Annotated in this window: 21 protein-coding genes and 1 riboswitch; of the genes, 13 read left to right on the top strand and 8 right to left on the bottom strand. The window is 44.5% G+C overall.

The features are described from left to right. Positions 1–90: 90 nt before the first annotated feature. A complete protein-coding gene (locus ACHZCY_RS04525; RefSeq protein WP_205223599.1) occupies positions 91–906 on the top strand; it encodes an SIR2 family NAD-dependent protein deacylase in 816 nt (271 codons plus the stop codon). 76 nt (positions 907–982) lie between these two features. Here ACHZCY_RS04525 and ACHZCY_RS04520 read toward each other — a convergent pair whose 3' ends face one another. Next, positions 983–1,924, bottom strand: coding sequence for a 4Fe-4S binding protein (locus ACHZCY_RS04520; protein ID WP_319548002.1), 942 nt, complete (start codon positions 1,922–1,924; stop codon positions 983–985). Positions 1,925–2,184: 260 nt separating this feature from the next. On the opposite strand from ACHZCY_RS04520, the gene ACHZCY_RS04515 reads away from it, so the two are divergent. Both ACHZCY_RS04515 and ndk read left to right on the top strand, forming a co-directional pair. After that, positions 2,185–3,351, top strand: coding sequence for an ABC transporter substrate-binding protein (locus ACHZCY_RS04515; protein ID WP_205223597.1), 1,167 nt, complete (start codon positions 2,185–2,187; stop codon positions 3,349–3,351). 106 nt (positions 3,352–3,457) lie between these two features. Next, positions 3,458–3,874 carry a nucleoside-diphosphate kinase gene (gene ndk / locus ACHZCY_RS04510; protein ID WP_205223596.1) on the top strand — a complete coding sequence of 139 codons (417 nt, stop codon included), beginning with the start codon at positions 3,458–3,460 and terminating at the stop codon, positions 3,872–3,874. A 267-nt stretch (positions 3,875–4,141) separates the two neighbouring features. On the opposite strand, the gene ACHZCY_RS04505 is transcribed toward ndk, so the two are convergent. The 6 genes from ACHZCY_RS04505 to ACHZCY_RS04480 all read right to left on the bottom strand — a co-directional run bounded on the left by ACHZCY_RS04505 (position 4,142) and on the right by ACHZCY_RS04480 (position 10,899). After that, positions 4,142–4,708, bottom strand: a complete 567-nt coding sequence (locus tag ACHZCY_RS04505; protein WP_319548001.1) for a flavodoxin family protein — start codon at positions 4,706–4,708, stop codon at positions 4,142–4,144. 341 nt (positions 4,709–5,049) lie between these two features. Next, positions 5,050–6,624 (bottom strand): sigma-54 interaction domain-containing protein, encoded by a 1,575-nt coding sequence (locus tag ACHZCY_RS04500; RefSeq protein WP_205223594.1) that lies wholly within the window; start codon positions 6,622–6,624, stop codon positions 5,050–5,052. A gap of 894 nt (positions 6,625–7,518) precedes the next feature. Next, complete coding sequence (locus ACHZCY_RS04495) at positions 7,519–8,142, bottom strand: cytochrome b/b6 domain-containing protein (protein ID WP_319548000.1); 624 nt, start codon at positions 8,140–8,142, stop codon at positions 7,519–7,521. A gap of 43 nt (positions 8,143–8,185) precedes the next feature. After that, complete coding sequence (locus ACHZCY_RS04490) at positions 8,186–9,301, bottom strand: cytochrome c3 family protein (protein ID WP_319547999.1); 1,116 nt, start codon at positions 9,299–9,301, stop codon at positions 8,186–8,188. Between the two features lie 178 nt (positions 9,302–9,479). Continuing rightward, positions 9,480–9,839, bottom strand: a complete 360-nt coding sequence (locus tag ACHZCY_RS04485) for a hypothetical protein (protein ID WP_319547998.1) — start codon at positions 9,837–9,839, stop codon at positions 9,480–9,482. 655 nt (positions 9,840–10,494) lie between these two features. Further along, complete coding sequence (locus ACHZCY_RS04480) at positions 10,495–10,899, bottom strand: hypothetical protein (protein WP_319547997.1); 405 nt, start codon at positions 10,897–10,899, stop codon at positions 10,495–10,497. 347 nt (positions 10,900–11,246) lie between these two features. Here ACHZCY_RS04480 and ACHZCY_RS04475 point away from each other — a divergent pair, with 347 nt between their 5' ends. The 9 genes from ACHZCY_RS04475 to ACHZCY_RS04435 all read left to right on the top strand — a co-directional run bounded on the left by ACHZCY_RS04475 (position 11,247) and on the right by ACHZCY_RS04435 (position 18,316). Beyond that, positions 11,247–11,393 carry a hypothetical protein gene (locus ACHZCY_RS04475; RefSeq protein WP_319547996.1) on the top strand — a complete coding sequence of 49 codons (147 nt, stop codon included), beginning with the start codon at positions 11,247–11,249 and terminating at the stop codon, positions 11,391–11,393. Then, the gene (locus tag ACHZCY_RS04470; RefSeq protein WP_205223588.1) at positions 11,390–11,788 is read left to right on the top strand and encodes a YkgJ family cysteine cluster protein; all 399 of its coding nucleotides are present in this window, start codon (positions 11,390–11,392) and stop codon (positions 11,786–11,788) included. The genes ACHZCY_RS04475 and ACHZCY_RS04470 overlap by 4 nt, the downstream gene beginning before the upstream one ends. Positions 11,789–12,043: 255 nt before the next feature. Further along, a riboswitch (TPP riboswitch) is annotated at positions 12,044–12,145 on the top strand. Positions 12,146–12,240: 95 nt separating this feature from the next. After that, positions 12,241–13,503, top strand: coding sequence for an NRAMP family divalent metal transporter (locus ACHZCY_RS04465; RefSeq protein WP_319547995.1), 1,263 nt, complete (start codon positions 12,241–12,243; stop codon positions 13,501–13,503). Continuing rightward, on the top strand, positions 13,503–14,039 hold the full coding sequence (locus tag ACHZCY_RS04460) for a hypothetical protein (protein WP_319547994.1): 537 nt from the start codon (positions 13,503–13,505) through the stop codon (positions 14,037–14,039). Before ACHZCY_RS04465 ends, ACHZCY_RS04460 begins: the two co-directional genes overlap by 1 nt. A gap of 116 nt (positions 14,040–14,155) precedes the next feature. Beyond that, positions 14,156–14,845, top strand: coding sequence for an NAD(P)H-binding protein (locus ACHZCY_RS04455; protein WP_319547993.1), 690 nt, complete (start codon positions 14,156–14,158; stop codon positions 14,843–14,845). Positions 14,846–15,088: 243 nt separating this feature from the next. Beyond that, the gene (locus tag ACHZCY_RS04450) at positions 15,089–16,228 is read left to right on the top strand and encodes a PQQ-dependent sugar dehydrogenase (RefSeq protein ID WP_319547992.1); all 1,140 of its coding nucleotides are present in this window, start codon (positions 15,089–15,091) and stop codon (positions 16,226–16,228) included. 760 nt (positions 16,229–16,988) lie between these two features. Next, a complete protein-coding gene (locus ACHZCY_RS04445; RefSeq protein ID WP_394713366.1) occupies positions 16,989–17,192 on the top strand; it encodes a hypothetical protein in 204 nt (67 codons plus the stop codon). Beyond that, positions 17,189–17,584 carry a YdbL family probable chaperone protein gene (locus ACHZCY_RS04440; protein WP_319547990.1) on the top strand — a complete coding sequence of 132 codons (396 nt, stop codon included), beginning with the start codon at positions 17,189–17,191 and terminating at the stop codon, positions 17,582–17,584. Before ACHZCY_RS04445 ends, ACHZCY_RS04440 begins: the two co-directional genes overlap by 4 nt. Positions 17,585–17,833: 249 nt before the next feature. Beyond that, positions 17,834–18,316: a hypothetical protein gene (locus ACHZCY_RS04435; protein ID WP_319547989.1), complete on the top strand. Its 483-nt coding sequence runs from the start codon at positions 17,834–17,836 to the stop codon at positions 18,314–18,316. A 297-nt stretch (positions 18,317–18,613) separates the two neighbouring features. On the opposite strand, the gene ACHZCY_RS04430 is transcribed toward ACHZCY_RS04435, so the two are convergent. Further along, positions 18,614–18,805, bottom strand: coding sequence for an FmdB family zinc ribbon protein (locus ACHZCY_RS04430; protein ID WP_394713365.1), 192 nt, complete (start codon positions 18,803–18,805; stop codon positions 18,614–18,616). A 146-nt stretch (positions 18,806–18,951) separates the two neighbouring features. Here ACHZCY_RS04430 and ACHZCY_RS04425 point away from each other — a divergent pair, with 146 nt between their 5' ends. Continuing rightward, positions 18,952–19,353, top strand: a complete 402-nt coding sequence (locus ACHZCY_RS04425) for a NifB/NifX family molybdenum-iron cluster-binding protein (RefSeq protein WP_319547988.1) — start codon at positions 18,952–18,954, stop codon at positions 19,351–19,353. The last annotated feature ends 357 nt before the right edge of the window (positions 19,354–19,710 follow it).

Here is a 19,710-nt window from a genome sequence, read left to right as displayed (position 1 = left end):
TTGTTGATTCTTGTTTTTATTTGTTGTTTCGGAAAAAAGGAATTTTCAAAACTGTATTCCGGAATTGCGCGTTGCAGGTGTAGCGGTTAGGTGACTTTTGTTGTTGACAGTGAGAATACCACCATGTTGCAGATACTTCCTTTTGAACAGAGTGTTGAAGTACAGCAAGCTGTTGAAGCCTATCAGAATGCCGAATATCCTATTGCCCTGACTGGTGCCGGAATTTCGGTTGCTTCCGGGATACCTGATTTCAGGAGTCCAGGTGGATTATGGAGCATATTCAATCCTGAAGAGTACGCTACTTTGGAGGTGTTTTTGCGTAATCCCGATAAAGCGTGGCAACTATATCGTGAACTTGGTTTGGTTCTGTTGGATAAGGAGCCAAGTAAGGCCCATAATGCTCTGGTGGAGTTAGAAAGAGAGGGATTGCTGAAAGCGGTTATTACGCAGAATGTTGATCGACTCCACCAGAAAGCCGGAAGCCGTCAGGTAGTAGAAATACATGGCGAGCATCAACACCTCCAGTGCCTGCAGTGCAGGAACCGCATGCCGGTTAGCAAGTCACACTATCAGGGCAGGGGCAGTGTACCTTGTCCAAAGTGCGGTTTTCCTTTAAAGCCTGGTATTGTCCTTTTCGGCGAGGATGTGCGTGAGTATGACAGAATTGCTGCCATAGCTTCCAAAGCCGATTTTTTGCTGGTCATAGGTACTTCCGCCCAGGTGTATCCTGCTGCGGAGATACCGTTTTTGGTGAAACGCAATAACGGGCGTGTGTACGAATTTAATCAGGAACACGTACTTGCAAGGCAGCTGTCTGCACAAAGCGGCAGGGAGGGTGATTATTGTTTTAAAGGCGATGTGGAAGAAACACTTCCCTGGTTTGTCAGTTTGGTTGTAGCAGCATGAAAAAACAACCTTGCATCATTTTCACCCAATCTCTCAGAGCCTGGTGCTTACTATGGTAGGCGAAAAAACTGTTAATTTACTCCGAATTTTCACTGTTCAGCAGTTTTTCAACTACCAGCGGGACGCCTTTTTCAGGGGCTCTTGTTAAGGTGATGGCTCCATTTTTACATTTGTCGGCACAAACCCCGCAGCCAAGACATTGTGCAGTATCAACTGTAACGCTCTGGTGACGTTCCCCTGCAATTGCCTGAAATTGACAGAAATGGACACATGCCAGGCATCCTTCACACAGTTCAGCATCGATGTTTGCTATATACCCGGATGATGCAAGCATTGGAGTACCATTCTTCATGGCTTGGATAGCCCCGCAGCAACAGCCACAGCAATTACAGATAGCATAAAATCGATTGAGCATGGCTTCTTTGAAAAAGGCATGCTGCACGTGGCCTCTTTTATGCTCTTGTTCAACAATGGTAAGAGCCTCAGCCTGTGTTATTTTTCTTGAGCGGTGAGGATGATGTTCCACAACAAAAGATGCAAAGGGCTCCCCAATAATTAAACAGACATCCACCGGCAGGCATGGAGTAGGACTTGATAATCTGCAGGGGCAGTCAAGGACAACAATATTTTCTGGATTTTTGAGAATAATGCTTCTTGCTTTGGTGTAAGGGATAACTTTTTCCAGATCATCAATGACTATTTCACGGTTTACTGTCACCAGTTTTTTGGCCTCATTTACGGAAATAACCTTGCCGTGGTAGGTGTCGCTGAAAGTGGTTTTTTTGTTCCCAGTTGTGAGGGTAGGTAAAAAATAGCTGATACGCTGAAAAAAACCGACCATCGGTCGGATAATTTTTGCAAGCGGATGATTTCCTTTGCCAATCCCTATATAGAGGTAGGTCCACCGTCCATACACGTAGCCGTGGATCCAATCCATCAGTGAAAACGAAGGGCTCTTCGAGGCTTCACGGATAAAAGCAATAGTCGATGGTCGGGGAAATATCCTGAATTTGCGCATTTTCAACCTCTGTATGGGATGAGGAGATACCTGCATTTTACTAAAACATCTATGCTTAAATGTACTCTCTCCTTATGAACTATACCATGATCCGCAGCTGCAGAAAAGTTAGGAAATGTTGACTTGCTGGCCTGTTATGGTATTAACTGGTTGGAATTATGTCGTTTGGAGAGTGGGTAAAGCTGTTTTTACGGAGTATAAATGCTTTGCTAAAGGTTGATAAAGTCCATTGAATTGATTTTAAGAAAAGGAGAGAGAGGATGCGTAAAAAAGAAGGCCTTACCGTTTTTTGGGGTAGTTATTTGTTGGCTGTGGGTGCTGTTGTATTATTTGCCACTGGAGCCGTTGCTGCTACGTATAAGATAGGCGCAATATTGGCGGAAACCGGTCCGGCTTCTTTTCTTGGCGGCCCGGAAAGCCGTTCGTTGCGTATGTTGGTTGACGATATTAATCAACGTGGCGGTATTAATGGCAATCAGGTTGAGCTGATTGTCAAGGATTCCGGAGGCAGTCCTGAAAAGGCCATATCTTTTGCCCGCCAACTTATTGAAGAAGAAAAAGTCTTTGCCATCATTGGTCCATCCACCAGTGGTGAAACCCTGAAAATTAAAAAGATATGTCAGCAGGGCAAAACTATTCTTATCTCGTGTGCTTCTGCAGAACTGATTGTTAATCCACTCGCCTCTTATGTCTTTAAGACGGCGCCAAGCGATAGCTATGCAGCACAACAGATTTTTATGACCATGCAGGATATGGGCATTACAAAAATTGCCGTATTGGCTGGAAATACAGGTTTTGGTAAGGCTGGGAAAAAGCAACTGGAAAAAATAGCTCCGGAATACAGCGTCGAGATTGTTGCTCAGGAGGTTTACGACAAGAAGACCACTGATCTCTCAGCGGTGGTTGCCAAACTTAAAGCTAACGAGAGCATTCAGGCGGTTATTAATTGGTCCATCGTTCCAGCTCAGTCAATCGTGGCTAAAAATATTCGCCAGGCAGGTTGGGATGTCCCTCTCTTCCAGAGTCATGGTTTTGCTAATATTAAATATGTGGAAGCTGCCGGAGCTGCTGCAGAGGGTATAATTTTTCCTGCGAGCAAATTAATGGTCGCCGAAAGCCTCCCCGCAGGAGATCAAAAAGATTTTCTCCTGAAGTATAAAGAAATGTATGAGAATAAATTTAATGAAGATATTTCTACTTTTGGCGGTCATTCCTATGATGCCATGAGTATTCTTGCCAAGGCCATTGAGCAGGGTGGGGACGATCGTGAAAAGGTACGCGCATCCATCGAAACCATCAAAGATATGATAGGTACTGCAGGTATCTTTAACTTTTCAGCAACAGACCATAATGGTCTGGGGCTCGATGCCTTTGCCATGCTGACCGTAAAAGACGGCAAGTTTGTTTTAATGAATGAGAAAAAGTAGTTTCTGTTTGTTGCCACATGGGGGACGATCATGGTATAGCTCCGTGCGTAAAAAAACAATATTGTTAACAGGCAACTTTTAAAAGGAACTACGAGGGATTTTTACCATGGAAAGAACATTTGCCATTATTAAACCAAATGCTTTTGCCGCCGGTAATGCCGGTAAAATAATTGATCGCATTTATGCTGAAGGGTTTGCCATTGTCGGTCTGAAAAAGCTCTATCTCAGCAAGCTGGAGGCCGAAGGGTTTTATCATGTCCACAGCGAAAGACCTTTTTTTGGGGAACTGACAGACTTTATGTCAAGCGGACCATGTATTGTGATGGTGCTTGAAGCAGAAGGCGCGATTAAAAAATGGCGCGATCTGATGGGTGCTACAAACCCTGCCGATGCTGAAGAGGGTACCCTTCGCAAAGAATTTGGTGATTCTCTGGAGGCAAATGCAACTCATGGTTCCGATGCACCGGAAACCGCTGCATTTGAGATTGGTTACTTTTTCTCAGGTCTTGAAATGCTGATGTAGTTCCTGTAGGCTCAGCACTAAAAAAGGCGGTCACCTGAAAGGTGACCGCCTTTTTTTTTTTAGACAGCTTCAGTTGCTTCATCTATCAGGGATAAAAGAGAAATGTGGGTGGATATTGCCCTGCAGGGCAAGCCCTCTCTCGCACGTTTTGCTGGTTGATTTTATGTCTATTCCTTTGGCAATAGAGCCTAAATTATTAGCAACCAGGTTGGCCACCTTTTCTGGAAAGGGAAGAGCGTAGAGCGAAAAAGAGATGTTACCTAAAATTTAGCTTACAATTGTATGAGCAAAGGCTATGGCCTTCTTTTTCGCTTCGCTGTCAAGATTTTCAGGGGTTGTACAGGAACCAATGTATAGTTCTCCGGCATTGATCGCCTTATGCGGAGCCTGCAATTTTCGGAATGCTTCAAATACCGGTTCTGCATTGTTTTCGTACGGTCCGCCCCCGGTCATAAGCAGCGCCTGTCGTTGTCCTTCAACCAGCGAAGAATGTCCGGGTTGATGATACCCAGTGTAGAGGCTGTATGTTCTGTCGATAAATGATTTGAGAGGACCGGCCAACCCCCAAAAATAAAGCGGAGATGTGAAGATTACCAGGTCTGCAGCGACCATCTCGTCAAGGATAGGCCATGTGTCGTCTTTCTGGATGCAGTTAATTTTATCTGCTTCTTTTTTGCACTGGCCGCAGGCAAGGCAGCCTTTTATAGTTTTGTCATGCAAGGTAATAGAGGTGATTTCGTGTCCCATGGAGGTTACTTCGGAAACAACCCAATCGAGTATGGTGGCTGTGTTGCCTTTTTGCCTGGCTCCACCCTGGAGTGTAAGAATTTTCAAAATATCTTCCTTGTATAGTCTTTGTCGTCTGTATGTTGAGAAAACATGTAACTGTTCAGCAGTGCTCCAAATGTTCACAAACTGAGCGATTTAGCAGATATGCCTCAACTTCCACGCATCGGTATGCTGAACGGGTAGATCGTGAAGGGTTGGGGTGCTCCCGAACAGATACGGAAAAAGAAGAACAGGCCCAATGCATGAAAGGGCTTTGCATTAAGGTTTGTTGCTACGGGTGTGTTTGTACAGGATAGCGTGGATTTGTCCAGTCAATTTGTGTTTGCTAAACGTTTTATCGCAATGCAATGGAACAGGGAGAAATAAATTGTCCGTTGTTGCTTAGCTTATATCCTCAGCTCATTTTCTTGGTTAGCGTTCCCATTCGCCCGCTTTTTCTTTTTGGCTGCAAACTGGATCGAGTATTTCTTCATTTTTCGCCAGAGTGTTGTTTTGTCTATGTTCAAATGGGCAGCTGTTTTTCCCCTGTGTCCGTTGAATTTGTGAAGTGCTGCCCATATGGCGCTGGCTTCTGCGTTTGAAAGAGGGTTTGCCTCACTCTCATCAGCTTTGCTGGTGTGTAAGGTGGACTCAACAATTTCTTCAGGCAGGCAACCCACATCAATAATTGAATCCTGACACATGACAAAACAGTGTTCAATAATATTTTCAAGCTCTCTGATATTGCCTGGAAAGTCATACTGCATAAGAATTTTCAGCACAGCCGGAGTGGCGGCCTGAATATTCTTTTTTTGAGACTCTCTGAATTTGTCTATAAAATGCTGCACAAGCAAGGGTAAATCTTCTCGCCGCTTACAGAATGGAGGGAGTGCTATATTGATAACATTGAGACGAAAATAGAGGTCACTGCGAAAAATACCTTTAGTGACCTGTTCTTTCAGCTTTTTATTGGTCGCTGCAATGGTTCGTACGTTTGCTTTGAGGGTGGTGGTGCCGCCTAGTGGTTCATATTCTTTTTCCTGGAGCACACGCAAAAGTTTTGCCTGCAGGGCAGGGGATATATCACCGATTTCATCTAGAAAAAGGGTGCCGTTTTCTGCCATTGCAAAACGGCCCAGCTTATCTTTTGTAGCACCTGTAAAGGCCCCTTTTTTATAGCCGAATAATTCAGATTCCAACAAGGTGTCGGGCAGCGCTGCGCAGTTAATAGCTACAAAAGGGCCCTTTCTTGAGCTGAGGGTATGGATAGCGCGGGCAAAAAGTTCTTTGCCTGACCCGCTTTCACCTTCGATGAGTACCGTACTGGTACTTTTGGCTATTGTTGGCAAAGTTGAAAATATTTTTTGTATTCTGCTGTTTTTACTAATAATGTTTTGGAAATTGTATTTTTGCGGAATGTTTTTTCGTACATTGCCAAGGCTGGAGACATTACGGAATGTTTCCACGCCTCCAATAACAACCTGGTCGCCATCTTTCAGCACAGAGGTGTTAATGGCTATTTTTAAATCATCGCCATGAATATCTTTGATAATCGATTTTTGGTTAACCATTTCCTTGCCGGTCTCAATGGATTTTTTGAGTGGACAGTCCGGTTTGGAGATGTTGGCTCCAAACAGGTTGAAGCACTTGGTGCCGATGGCTTCCTCCCGCTTAAAACCGGTTATCATTTCAGCAGCCCGGTTAAAGGAAGTTATTTCAAAATCATGATTAACAGTAAATGCACCGTCTGCAATGGACTCGAGGATGCAGGTGCTAAAGGTGTTATTGTTTTCGGGTAAATGACTGAGACATGAGCCCGGACACGCTGATGTTAAATCGGACCCGGACTGGGCAGAAGCAACATTGTCAGCAGGCAATTTTTCTTCTGTCTCGTTCTTGATTTTTTGCTTTTCGATTGAGTCAGCTTTATCAGGAGCGTGCTTTTTGGGTTGCCTGGCTGCTGGGTATTTACTTTTCTGCATGAGAAATACCTTGGTGCGGAACCTGTAACCGCATTGTTTCTATGCTTAGCACAGGTATTTCATCTGGTTGTTTAATGATGAGATAAGCGTGCAAGCAGTGGTCCCATTTTTTTTGGTTAGAACCATACTGTTCCTCTTTCTGTATTGTCTGCAACGACTAATGGGGGCAGCCGAGCTTGATAGATAGAGATAGTCTCCATACAAGATACCCGGTAGTACCAGCTGTCGTCAATACATGTGAAGTAACAGTTATGATAGAATATAAGGTCGATTGTTATCTTTACAAGCAATATCGATTGCTTAGTTCTTTATTGCCTGTCGTTTTATAGATGTGTAAAGTCGCGATTACAATTAATTGTTTGCACAATTTTCATATTGTCCGAAGACAAAAAAAACTCGTCGGGCTACATTTTTTGCATCTTTAACCGTAACAGTCATCAGCAGTATAGAGATGAATTTCCATCCAACGTTTTTGGAAAATTGCTCATTTGTCCGATTTCTTGTTCTATCCACGATTTTATCCTCGGAGGCAAGCGTAGGCTCAGCTGTTCAGCATACGTCTGCTGAAAAAATCATCGTTGTTCTCGGAGTCGAGGGTTATCCATACTTTAAATTTTACCTAAATCTTGCCACCTTTCGGGATTGCCGATTTTACCGAATCTGTCTTGTTTGCGCACACTTGAAGTACTACAATACGTCTGCGTGTACGCAGCCTCGCACCTTCGGCAAACTTGGCAATTGCAGGATTTAGGTTTTAATAAAAGACTCATTAGAGCTCTGTGCAGACAGCGCCATCTCCGTCAGTATTATGCCGGCTACAATAGTCACCAACTATGCATCATTGCCAACAACAGTTTTGAATCTGACGCCATCTGAACTAATAAGCAATCCAGTTTAATCGTGGTGCTCCTCGTAGCCGGTAAACATGGCCTTGAAATGAGCAAGCGGTGTGTGTCCTAACGTCGCAAGATAACAATGGATAAATATAAATGAGGTGAAAAAGAAAAATATAAGGACATGGATAGTGTCGATAATTTTTATTCCACCCAGTAACATGACATATTCCTCGTACCCCTTTACCTTCCACAGAAATAGTCCGGATATCATTTGCGCAGGGAGAAGTACCATCATGATGACGAGGTATGCTTGCTGCTGAAGGGCATTAAATTTATTTTCAGGGGTCATTACGTGCGGATTGGGTTTACCGACAAAGAATCCGTAACCATAATACTGAGCCTGTTTGATTGCCATGGCGACCACGTTTCTAAGATCAGGAATATAAATTTTTATTTTCCCTGTCCCGAGGTAATAGGCAAACCAAATAAAATAGTTGGCGATAGCCGCAAATCCAACATAATTATGGATTGAGATAGCGCTACTCAGCGTCATGAATTCTAATGTTTCCGCGTACCTGATCTGGATTCCGGTAATTATCAGGACAATAAACGATACCGCATTTATCCAGTGCCATATCCGGACAGGAACAGGGTGAATGTATATGAGTTTTTGATGATTCACTGAGGAACCTCCTTGTAAATTGAAAGAGAATAGAAAATGACTGTCACTGTTCTTTTCTTCTGTTGCGGAGCCTGACCGTTACAATTCTTAAAAAAAGATGACCAAATGCCCCCAGAATGCCGCCACCAAGAATAAGAATGCCTATTTTGTCCAACATTTTAATTTTGGTTCCACCCAGAAGGTAGAAGTGGCTTACATGGTAGCTCTCCAGCACCGAACGATCGATTGTATACCTTTCAACTGTGCCGTCATTATGTGGCAGGAGAATTGATACCTCGTTGAAGTAAGGCGAGTCGCCTGAATGACATTTTTCACAGTCATTTTGTGCGGCACCTCTGTTTATCTGGTGTGCTATTGGATGTATGTCGGCAACTAGTTCAGCCCGCAAGAGGGTGTGTATGTTCTGTTGCTTGAGCATGAAAAGCAAGTCCTCAAGTTCATCGCTATCGATGATTTTGTTGCCATTCTTGTCAATGGTGGCCATAAAGTTTTCATTGGTAAGACCAAGGGCCTTTAAGATTTGGTCACCGTCATAAAATTTATTGGTAACAAGATCATAAAAACGAAGATTGATGTATTTCGGTACATCAGGGGCATGGCACACAACACACTCAACAAAAGCAAAGTGCGAATCGCCGGCTGGTAACCAGTCGTGGGAAAGATTGGGGTTGTGGCATTTCAGGCAGATAGTGTTTGCCCTTTCTGCTACCTGTACCCCTTCCATCGGCTTCACATAATGGTAATCATGGCAGGCATAACAACTCATGGTTACACCTTTTTTACGGATTTTCATGTGCACACTGTTTTGGAACTCTGTTCCGGACTCTTCGTGGCATTCGGTACAGGATACAGGCTGTAGCTCCGCCTTATGGGGTATATCTTCATCCCAGTTGAGTTCCTCTATGTCAGTGTGGCAGTCAACACAGGTTATGCCGTTTATGTTGTGGATCGAATGTTCAAATTTTTCTTCATCCACATACATGGATTCTGTAATCGCGGTCTGCAGGATGTTGTCAGTACTTTCCTTGGTAAGCGTTTCATCGGAATGACACTCAAAGCATTCTGAATTTTCAGTCGCCCTGAGTGGCGTTGGGTAAAGCCAGGATGCAAGCATAAGGGAACATCCCAGGTGCAACATACAGCGGGTTACTTTTTTCATGGCATGGTTTCTCCTGGTAGACTCCCATCTGTTGTTTGGAGCCTGGTGAGTAAAGTGAAGTGGTTTAACATTTTTTATATGCTGTTATTTATCTTGTCCGGTCGCTGACAACTATCTTGCCCGGCATTTCACTCGTTGTATAACTGTCATTACTTTTGTGAAGCAAAAGGCGTCCTTGCTAGAGTTTGTACTGATCTTTCCACTGGCTTACCCTGCGTTGAAAGGTACGCAGCTTGTTATCGGAAAATCTACCTGGATGTTCTTTCTGCAAATGTTTAAATAAAGTATTTGCGGTCAACCTCGGATTTTCCTTCAAAAGCGGTACAACCTCCTCGCCCCATACCTCAGCAAAAGAATCGGGGTGGGTTCTCCAATTTCTCTTTTTATTATTAATGGGTTGGAATTCCCCTTTTTCAATCCTGCGACCAGACCTTTCCGATATACCGGCGATGGCAGCAGCCGTTTTTTGGGTTTTGCCGTTGTCGCGTGCTTCCTTATACAGTTTTATTTGTTCTATATTTATGGGCTTGCCAGACACGCGAAACCTCCATTCACAAAAGATGTTTCTTGGCCGATATGCAGCAAATACAATCGGCCATTTTAATTGCCATTTATCGGCCATTGTAATTGTCATCTGTAAGGCACAATACAACGTGTCGATACATACAGGTTGCATTTCATGTGCCACCTTCTGTTGTGCGTAAAATCAGTGAGATGGAGTGGGCGTTGCTGAAAGATGTTGCAATGATGCAATCCTTTTTTTAAGGAATGCTTGCAAAAATGCAATCATTGCAAGTCGTGTAGGTAAGCTGAAATAGTGGAGTAGTAGCTCAGCTCCGAGGATATAATTTTGAGCATATCGAGATTAGGAGAGAAAGCTGTTATTCAAGATGTGCAGAGGTAAAATGCACAGCCTCTTCATAAAGTTGTCAGGGTATGGTGGCAGCAAGGTAGCAGGTTGATAGTTGCTGACTGTATGTTCAACACAAAGGGGGTGTGTAGTTGTTTATAGCATTGACGTAATCTTGAATCCGGGACGGCACAGAATAATGTGTAGGAAAAATCAGGATGATTGTGCGGAAAAAGGCAGTTTTACTGTTGCAGATGCAATCAGCAAAACTGCCTGGGGAAAAGTAAGGTGAAAAAGAAAGTGTTTATTGTTCGTTGTGTAACAGATTGTATTTTTTACTGTATTAAACCGGCATCATATGGCCGCTTGCTCCTGTTTCTGTTTCCAGCTTCTTATCAATAGAATATCCGATCAATCCATAGCAATGGGCAAACAGAACTGCATTTACAATATTGATCATAACTAATTGAGGCGCACTGATAACTGAATTAAGTTCAAGTACTCCGCTGCCGAGCAAGCATAAAAAGCCTATTGATCCATGTGTTAAATTGGCTATAAGTCCTATTAATCCCAGCAACTTTCCGATCAAAGGAATATACGTCATTTGTAATAAACCGAGACTTACCGGAGCAACGACTAGTCCAAAAGCGATACCATTAATCAACCATCTGTGCTTAACTTGGAAGTGCTTTGTAAGTTGTATGCTTGACAGGGGGATGATTGCAAGAAAAATTAACCATTGACTCATGACGCGTCTCCAATCTTTTGTAATTAGTCAGTATAATCACCTGGGATGTTTTAAATTCCGGATGATTACCCTTAAATTGTCTTCATGAATAAGTTCATGAAAAATTTTCTTTAGTTGTTTTATTCATTGCACGTACTGTGCCAATGAGTTTTTTGTAGCTTTATGTATAATATTCAGTAGTTTATGCGTTGCATGGTTGTTTGGAGTATTGCAATAAATGATTGCAGAACTGCAATGAAAGGGTGAAAAGAAGGAAATGCGTGCACTGGTCAGGATGCATCTTGAGTGAAAAAACAACCTGTTTTTTTCAGATCTCAGCCGGTAAGTCCTGTTGCTGAAAAGGAAAAATGGCACACTATGTAGAGTGGCTGGTGGGGGAATGCAAAATAGCTTGTGGGGTAGCAGGTTCAGCAGTATGTATCATGGATATATATGCCTGGAAAGAGTGTCGCCTCAGGCTCTATGCGTTCACCTCTACCCAGGCCTGTCCATGAAAAAATCCACAGTTCTCTATTGTCTTGCCGGAAATAAAACCTACTGTAATTATTGTCCCGGCTACTGCTGCTACCGTTTGCAAGGGTCAACGCTCTATCTGGATGCCATTGATATCAATCGGATAGCCCGCCATTTTCACATTACTGATGGGACGGTTAGGCTACGGTATATGGAAGGAAAAAATACCTTCAAGGTCAGGGAAGACGGCTCTTGTATTTTCCTCAACAACAACAAGTTTCATGCCCGCTGTATGATTCACACTGCCCGCCCCAGACAGTGCCGTGAGTTTCCGTATGAGCGCCCCTGTCCCTATCTGGAACGTGAAGATTTGCTGGAAACTATCCAGCCCCGCATAGAACAGTATATAGCAGACCGTTTTAAGAGCGGTTCTTAATCTGCTGAAAGCTTCATTGGCTCCCGGAGATACTTTGGATTGCTCAGGACAGCGTCAGGCAACTGATCCAAGGATATGTTGCCTTTTTTTCATAGATTGTATGCCAAGGAGATAGCGCAGCCTTTGATCAGGCTGCCGGTGGAAAAATACATGCAATCAGTCCGCTGGCTGCTTAGGCCAATAATCGGCAGAGTAGCTTGCGTAATCAGGAAATAAAATAAATTGCTTTTTTTATCATTACTCATTAGTACTTGCTCGTTCCGATTGGGGTGTTCTGCACTAGTGGCAGGGCTGAGATCATACTCATCGAACCTGATACAGTTCATACTGTCGCAGGGAATTCGGAGATCGCTTTCCCCGCCGGAATTTTTCCAGCCTCCTGCAAAGCCTTCCCGCCTTTCCCCGACAGTCTCGTTGTTTTTAATCGTTGCCGATACAAAAGGAGATTGTGCATGAAAAGCGGAGAAGCTCTAACCCGTTCCCCCAAAGGTGGGGAGCAAAGCGTTTCTGTCATACAAAGATACGGTCATTATATCAGTCAGTTGGGTCCGGCATGGATCATCGGTGCCGTGGCCTGCGGGCCGGCAACCCTGGCCAGCGTAGCCATTGCCGGAGCAACATACGGCTACAAGATGCTGTGGGTGGTAATCTTGAGTGCTGTATTCGGCACCACCGCACAGTATCTGGCTGCCAGGGTCGGTATCCTGGAAGGAATGGGCATAATTGAGGCAACGGAAAAATACTTAGGCAAAAGCTGGGCATGGATACTCACCATTGACGCACTCCTGGCCACCTGGCTGGCCGCCATGTTCCTCATGAACGCCCTTGCAGGCGTAACCTCACTGGTGACCGGCCTGGAAACCCCATACTGGGGAGTTGTATACGGCATACTGATCACTCTTTTTCTGGTGCGCAAAGGATATCGGAAATTTGAAACAGTTTGCAAAATCCTGGTTATCTTTGTTGTGGCATGTTTTGTGGCGACCCTTTTTATGGCAGATCTCTCGGCCGCAGGAATCTTGGGGGGAATTCTTCCTAATCTGCCGGGCGGCATTGATGCGGCCCTGATGATGGCGGCTATCATGGGCGGTGCGGTTCACATCACCATTATCGGGATGCATACCTACAATACCAATGCCAGAGATTGGAAACCTAAAGACCTGCCCCTGGCAAGATTCGACACCGTAACCTCAATGGGGATGGCTTTTGGTCTCTACAGTGTCGCTATTTTTCTGGTAGCTGCAGCCGTACTTCATCCCAATGGAATTGGAGTGAAAAGGGCAACAGACGCAGCATTGGCTCTGCAGCCTCTTTTAGGGGACAGTGCCATGAAAATTTTCATGATCGGCCTCTGGGCTGCAACGCTGTCCACCCTTTCTCCCACCTTTATGGCTGGAGCATATTTCATTTCCGGGAAAATGGGATGGGCACAGAATGTTAAGGATAAGCGTTTTGCAGGAGCGGTTTTTGCCGGATGTTTGGTGAGTATGCTCGGTCCCTTTGTCAAGGGCAGCTTTTTCCTCCTGCTCCCATTGATGCTTGCCCTGGGCCTTACTGGCACACCGTTGGTCATCGCGATTATTCTCTACCTGCTCAACCGATCAGGCTGCACCGTCAAGAATTCGGCTTTACTCAATTTTATGGGTGGCCTCACTTTGCTGGTGACCTCCTTTCTTGCCGTCAGGTTTCTTCTTACTCAATTTGGGATTATGTAATGCAGGATGTCGATATTCAGCACTATCTTAACAGGCAGACCCTGATTGCCGGTGATGTTAACTCCGGCAAGACCACCAAGACCACTACGGTCCTGGAGCAGTTCCTCCATGCTGGATACGGTGAGCAGATAGCAGTGCTGGATTTGTCTCCAGATCCTGTTCAAGGGATCGGCGGAAAGCTGCCCCTTGGTCCGGGAACGCCTGTTATGTACCTGACCACCCAGATTATTGCGCCCCGCCTTATGGGCAGGGATGCGGAGCATACACTTGAGCTGGCGGCTGAGAACGCTCGTAAAATAGAAGGATTGTTTGCGGAGTTTGCTAGGCAGAAACGGGATATTTTGTTTGTTAACGATGCAACCCTTTATCTCCAAGCCGGTAATTATTATCTGTTTCTTGAAACGTTGGCAAAAAGTTCAACTCGAATTATTAACGCCTACTATGGGATTACGTTTGCAGATTCAGAGCTGACCAAGCGGGAAAGAACGTTGACCGACGCCTTAATGGGCGTCAGTGATGAAGTTATCCGTATGTAAAAGGAGTATTACTCGTAATGTCGTTTTGGAGGAGCAAGTAGTTTGGGAGGTGGTTGAGCGTTTTCTATGGCTATGAACAGTGTTGAACGCATTTATTTTCAAAACAGAGGCAATTCATGGCAACCAAAAAAGCACTCATCGTGGGGGCAACCGGACTTATCGGCGGGTACTGCCTCCAGGCACTCCTCAAAGACCCAGCGTATGCAGGGGTCATTGCTCTTGTAAGAAGTCCTCAGCCCATGACCCATCCTAAGCTCAAAACAGTATATGCAGGATTTGATAACCTGGAGCCTGCGCTGGCAGGGATAGAGGTGCATGATGTCTTTTGCTGTTTGGGAACCACGATTAAAAAAGCCGGATCTCAACAAGCCTTTAGAAAGGTAGACTTTACTCTGGTGCTTACAATAGCTGAGCTGATGAGAAAAAAAGGTGCAATCCAATTTCTGGTAATCTCTTCGATGGGTGCCGATAAAAACGCAAAGGTATTCTATAGCCGGGTGAAGGGGGAGATGGAAACGGCGCTCAAGCATGTGGGGTATCCGTGCTTACGTATTATTCGACCATCGTTGCTGCTGGGACCCAGAAAAGAATTCCGCCTGGGAGAGAAAGTAGGAACACTGTTAACTCCCGTGCTGCAACTGTTTTTGCGTGGGCCGCTGGGGAAATATCGACCAGTCCAGGCAGAAGCAGTTGCTCGCTTTATGGTAATGGTGGCTCATCAACAACCATCGTCCGGCGTCCATGTATACGAATCGGATATGATTTGCCAACCAAAAGGAATGAAAAGGCAAAAGGATCAAAAATAGTGGTTTCGGCAAGTAAGCCCCAACCCTATGGGTACCTTTTCCTCGCCGCAAGATAATGAGCGTCCACCTTCTTCTCTGCTTCTGTAACCAGAAGCCACCACCCGACCTGGAATTGTTCATTTCCCCTGTATCCTGTATTTTGTTTGACTTGAAATAGCGACAGATGTATCGTCTAATCTGTTGAACTTACATGACAACCTGGTTCCTCCAGGTGTCCAATGTCATTTTCAAGTGGAGACAATTATGCAATTTTTACGATCAGTATCTTACCTCTCTCTCTTGTTGCTCCTCCTTTCCTGCCCAATCTACGCAGCGTCTGCCGACACCACAATCAACGGCAATGCCGGGTCAACCCTTTTTGCGCAAAGTTTTGGCGCATTCAATGAACCCTGGGCTATGACCTTTCTACCTGATGGAAACCTCCTGGTAACGGAGAAACCCGGCACTTTACTCCTCGTCGACCTGGATGATCGCTCAACAATAACCGTAGAAGGTGTACCTGAAGTAGCTTACGGGGGGCAGGGTGGTCTGGGTGATATAATCCTCCATCCTCAGTACGAGGAGAACCACTGGGTATACTTTTCGTATGCTGAGGAGGATGCATATGGAAAAAGGGGTGCTGTCGTTGCCCGGGCCACATTCCGTCCTGCTTCTGCCAAGCCAAAACTGGAAAACGTGGAAGTCATCTGGCGGCAGACACCGAAAGTATCAGGGAGTGGGCATTACTCACATCGGTTGGCATTCAGCCCAGATGGAAAATTATTCATCACTTCCGGTGAACGGCAAAAACAGAAGCCGGCCCAAAGCTGGACCCAAGACTTGGGCAAAGTTATCAGGCTCAACGCAGACGGCTCAGTGCCCGCAGATAACCCGTTTCAGGACAAGGGCGAACTCGCGAAAACCTTCTGGTCCCTGGGGCATCGCAATCTGCTTGGTATTGCTTTTGATGGGCAGGGGCGACTGTGGACACACGAAATGGGCCCAAGGCACGGTGATGAATTTAACCTGACTGTTGGTGGAGATAATTACGGTTGGCCAATTGTATCCTGGGGCGATCAATACTACGGTGTTCCCATTCCCGACCATGACACGCGTCCGGAATTCAATGCACCAGAGGTCTACTGGGTGCCCACCGTTGCTCCCTCAGGACTGATTATTTACAATGGTTCGCTCTTTCCAGCCTGGCAGGGGAATGCCTTTCTCGGCGGACTCAGGTCAGAATCTCTCGTACGAATCAAGATTGAAGGCGACCAGGCCGAAGAGGTCGAACGTTTTGCCATGGGCAAACGCATCCGAGAGGTTGAGCAAGGACCCAAAGGTGCCATATGGGTGCTGGAGGATAAGAAAGGTGGTCGTTTGCTTCGGCTTACCCCGCAGGAGTAACCATGGGGTAACAAATGTGCATGGTGTGGACAGGATGTTCAGGGAAAGTAATCACACCGTTTACCCAATAGAAGTAGAGGTGTTCATGTGTTGAATTTTGAGGATCCTTTTTTCATTTTGCGCATTTCAATATTAGTTATCGTGGAAAGTTGGATGGATGGAATAAAAGGTGGACAAGGTTTTCCATGTTGAGCTGGTTGGTATGAGATAAGCTGGAAAAACTTTCCAGTTATAAGTAGATATTATGGACTTTTTCCATGTATTACACTGATAGGCCGGACCGCTTCGCGCTCCGACCTATCGTCCCCGAGATGAGCTACGCTCTATTAACTTGACAGCCGAAGCGCAAAAGCGCTCCGCCTATCAAGCCAATAGAGCTGACTGCGGCGGCTTGCAAAAGTTATAGCTACCGCAATAACTTTAACAAACCGTCCTCGCAGCTCATATCGGGGACATTAGCATGGTGGTCCTTGGTCCATTTGAGCAGGAATTTAATAGTCATTACTGCTTCAAATAAATCAGAAAATAAAACAGCTTTGGAGAATCAGTGGAAAAAATATTTGAAATCGCTGCAAGTATCAAAACCCCACTAGCCCTCGGCGGTCTTGTTGCTATTATTTTCTTTTTTATTGTGAAAAAAATAATCAATAAAGTTGAGATTCCAAAATCAATACAAGTTCGTGCTGGAATTTTAAAAAAAATTATCAATTTTTCATATGTGCTCGCTATCCTTGCTGTGATCCTCGGCTTTCTTGGATATATTGCAGCATATACGGACTTTCATCTAAATATAATTAGGCAGGTAAAAATTGATCCCATTGAGGTGAAACCAATCCATATTACAATCGATGTCAATGTAAAGATCGATAAGGCTTTAGACGACTTTTTCAGCGAGATCGATGAAGCAGGTGCAAATTCAGATATTGAATCAGCAGTTAAGGAACAAAAAAGAGGGCAAAAATGAGAGGCAGATACAGCAATGTATGGTGCAATTACTTAAGGGTAATCAGCTTGATAGGTCTTTTTTTATTTGCTCTGTCGTATACTGAGAATCTTTTTGCAAGTGGTGAGAAAGACAGAATGTTGGCTAGATTGCCTTTGATCAATCAACTCAAAGCTGAAGGCATTGTCGGTGAAAACAACAAAGGATACCTTAGTTTTGTAGGAAACAAGCGGGTGAAAGTTGATGTGATTAAGTCTGAAAATTCAGATCGACGCAACGTGTATATCGATATTGCTAAAAAGAATGGAATAAACCTTGAACTTGTAGAAAAACGGCGAGTTTTACAAATTGTAGACAAGGCAAAACCAGGGACCTGGCTGCAGAGGGAAGATGGATCCTGGTATCATAAATGAGTGAAGACGGGATCGAACCTTTGTTATAAGAGAATGGACGGGTATGCAGAATATAGTTGCAGGAAGATCTGGGGATTTTTGATGGAAAATTGGGTGCTTTTTGCATCCTTTATGGGGTCGTTTTTAAAGATTTATCGTGGATGAAGTCTCTTAATTAGTAAACTGACTAACAAGGTTAATTCTGCTGACGCAAAAAATAGCACAGCCGATTTGCGGCGTTATACAAAAATCTGACAAAGGAGAATTCTTGTGAGGGGAAAAAGTCCATTTATGGTGTTGAGAATCTCTGTAATATTTGTCTTGTTTGGTGCAACCGTTACTTTCGCGAACCCTCCATTAATTGTCGACCCCTGTGATTTAATCACCCACATGGAAGTCGAGGAGATTATGGGAGAAAAGATGAAAGCAGGAACGTTACGAGAACAAAAAGCAACTGACATGAAATTGTGCCTTTACGAGGCCGCTGATGACAATTCATTTGGCATTTTACAAGTCAGCATTATTCAAGGGCAAAGTGCCAAAGAGACTTTTTCGATGATCAAAAATAATTTCCCAGATCATGAGATGATTGATGGAATTGGAGACTATGCATTCATTGCTACGCCTGGGATTCATATTCTGAAAAATGGCTGCTACTTGACCATCGCGGCAGGTAACCTTAATCGCAATAGGGACAAAGTACTGGTAGCAGGAAAAAGGGCTGTGGCCGACCTCGAAATGGAGGTGAGGTAGATCTCATACCCTTTTGCTCTTATATATTTTCATATGGAATGATGGATAAATAAGAAAAATAATAACCGTACAACCAGCCGTTTCACAACGTTTCGCTATGCTTCCTTCGGACTCGATTAAGCTCGCTAGTGAACTCCACATTCCGACCTGTCGTCCCGAGAAAAGCTGCGCTCTATCAACTGGACAAACGAGGCGCAAAATCGCTCATCGGCTCAAGCCGATGGAGTTGCCAAGCGCCATTCGGGTCAGACCCCGTTTACTTTGTTAACCTTCAAACTGAAGGTTCATTCATTGCGCTCATGAAGGGCCTTTGGGGAAAGACGTTGCACAGGTGCCGATACTGGCGCCCATAAAAGAGGATGCGCTCATATTTTTCTTTATATCTTTGCTTTTGCATGCAGGACAAGTGATCCCCTTTTCTTTACCTGACAAAACAACTCTCTCAAACTCTTTACCACATTGTTTACACGTATATTCCAAAATAGGCATGGGTAAAACTCCCTCATTCGTAGATAAAATAATCATCCAAAATATACTTTGATATTAAAACGAAGTCCTTCGTGCTGTTGATCAATAGGGCAGCTTTTCATCCCAGGTATGCTACGACAGACGCGCCGGTAACAAGGAGAAACATAATGAACATGCAATCAATACAAACAATTTTACTGAGTATTGTTGTCGTATTGTTTGTGGCTATTAGCCCTGGAGTTACTGCTCAAACAATGAAGATTGCTGTTCCTGCAACAGGGGCTGAAAAAAATTCCCTTATTAGCGAAGAAACCGGTAGAGCACCCTATTATCTTCTGTTTGACGAAAAGGGACATTTTATAGAAGCCATGAAAAATCCGGCCAAGGATCAGGCCGGTGGTATCAGCCGTACCGTTGCCTCCTTACTGTCTGCCAACAATGTCACCATTATTATTGCTCAAGCCATCGGTGACAAGATGAAACAAGCCTTAACTGCTCATAATATTAAATTTGTCAATAATGGTGGTGCTGCCGACGACTCTGTCAAAACTTTTCTACAGGGACAATAAAGTGGGATAGAGGTTAAAAGGGAGTAGGGTGAAATTAACACTCGTAAAATTTAACCTCACTCTCGACTCTTCAACTGCGACGAAAAGTATTAACCGCCTTCTGTTTCCTATGGTGCTGATATTGAGTAATAAATGGAAGTAGACCGTCCGGTTGATAGCTTGCCTGCATCCCCAAGACCATCTCTGCCCTGAAAAATCCCGCCACCTTTCCGATGTTTTTGGTTGATATGCACCACCACTATTGGTGCATATCAACCATCAGTAGTTGCCTCTCTCCTGGTTCCTCTTTTTATTTCTTACACAATCTAGCCACTTAGCATGGATTCTGGTTTTCAAAAGCCATGGCACAGCATCTGC

It is taken from the genome of Desulfogranum marinum (assembly GCF_963675105.2).
Taxonomy (GTDB): domain Bacteria; phylum Desulfobacterota; class Desulfobulbia; order Desulfobulbales; family Desulfobulbaceae; genus Desulfogranum; species Desulfogranum marinum.
Note: the sequence above shows the minus strand (reverse complement) of the source record. Positions and strands in the feature narration are given on the sequence as shown.

Coding starts and splice junctions, on each gene's coding strand:
- ACHZCY_RS04455 (WP_319547993.1), top strand. CDS start 14,156: ATGGCAACCAAAAAAGCACTCATCGTGGGGGCAACCGGACTTATCGGC.
- ACHZCY_RS04470 (WP_205223588.1), top strand. CDS start 11,390: ATGAAAAAATCCACAGTTCTCTATTGTCTTGCCGGAAATAAAACCTAC.
- ACHZCY_RS04465 (WP_319547995.1), top strand. CDS start 12,241: ATGAAAAGCGGAGAAGCTCTAACCCGTTCCCCCAAAGGTGGGGAGCAA.
- ACHZCY_RS04515 (WP_205223597.1), top strand. CDS start 2,185: ATGCGTAAAAAAGAAGGCCTTACCGTTTTTTGGGGTAGTTATTTGTTG.
- ACHZCY_RS04500 (WP_205223594.1), bottom strand. CDS start 6,624: ATGCAGAAAAGTAAATACCCAGCAGCCAGGCAACCCAAAAAGCACGCT.
- ACHZCY_RS04450 (WP_319547992.1), top strand. CDS start 15,089: ATGCAATTTTTACGATCAGTATCTTACCTCTCTCTCTTGTTGCTCCTC.
- ACHZCY_RS04490 (WP_319547999.1), bottom strand. CDS start 9,301: ATGAAAAAAGTAACCCGCTGTATGTTGCACCTGGGATGTTCCCTTATG.
- ACHZCY_RS04460 (WP_319547994.1), top strand. CDS start 13,503: ATGCAGGATGTCGATATTCAGCACTATCTTAACAGGCAGACCCTGATT.
- ndk (WP_205223596.1), top strand. CDS start 3,458: ATGGAAAGAACATTTGCCATTATTAAACCAAATGCTTTTGCCGCCGGT.
- ACHZCY_RS04520 (WP_319548002.1), bottom strand. CDS start 1,924: ATGCGCAAATTCAGGATATTTCCCCGACCATCGACTATTGCTTTTATC.
- ACHZCY_RS04440 (WP_319547990.1), top strand. CDS start 17,189: ATGAGAGGCAGATACAGCAATGTATGGTGCAATTACTTAAGGGTAATC.
- ACHZCY_RS04430 (WP_394713365.1), bottom strand. CDS start 18,805: ATGCCTATTTTGGAATATACGTGTAAACAATGTGGTAAAGAGTTTGAG.
- ACHZCY_RS04475 (WP_319547996.1), top strand. CDS start 11,247: ATGGCACACTATGTAGAGTGGCTGGTGGGGGAATGCAAAATAGCTTGT.
- ACHZCY_RS04480 (WP_319547997.1), bottom strand. CDS start 10,899: ATGAGTCAATGGTTAATTTTTCTTGCAATCATCCCCCTGTCAAGCATA.
- ACHZCY_RS04425 (WP_319547988.1), top strand. CDS start 18,952: ATGAACATGCAATCAATACAAACAATTTTACTGAGTATTGTTGTCGTA.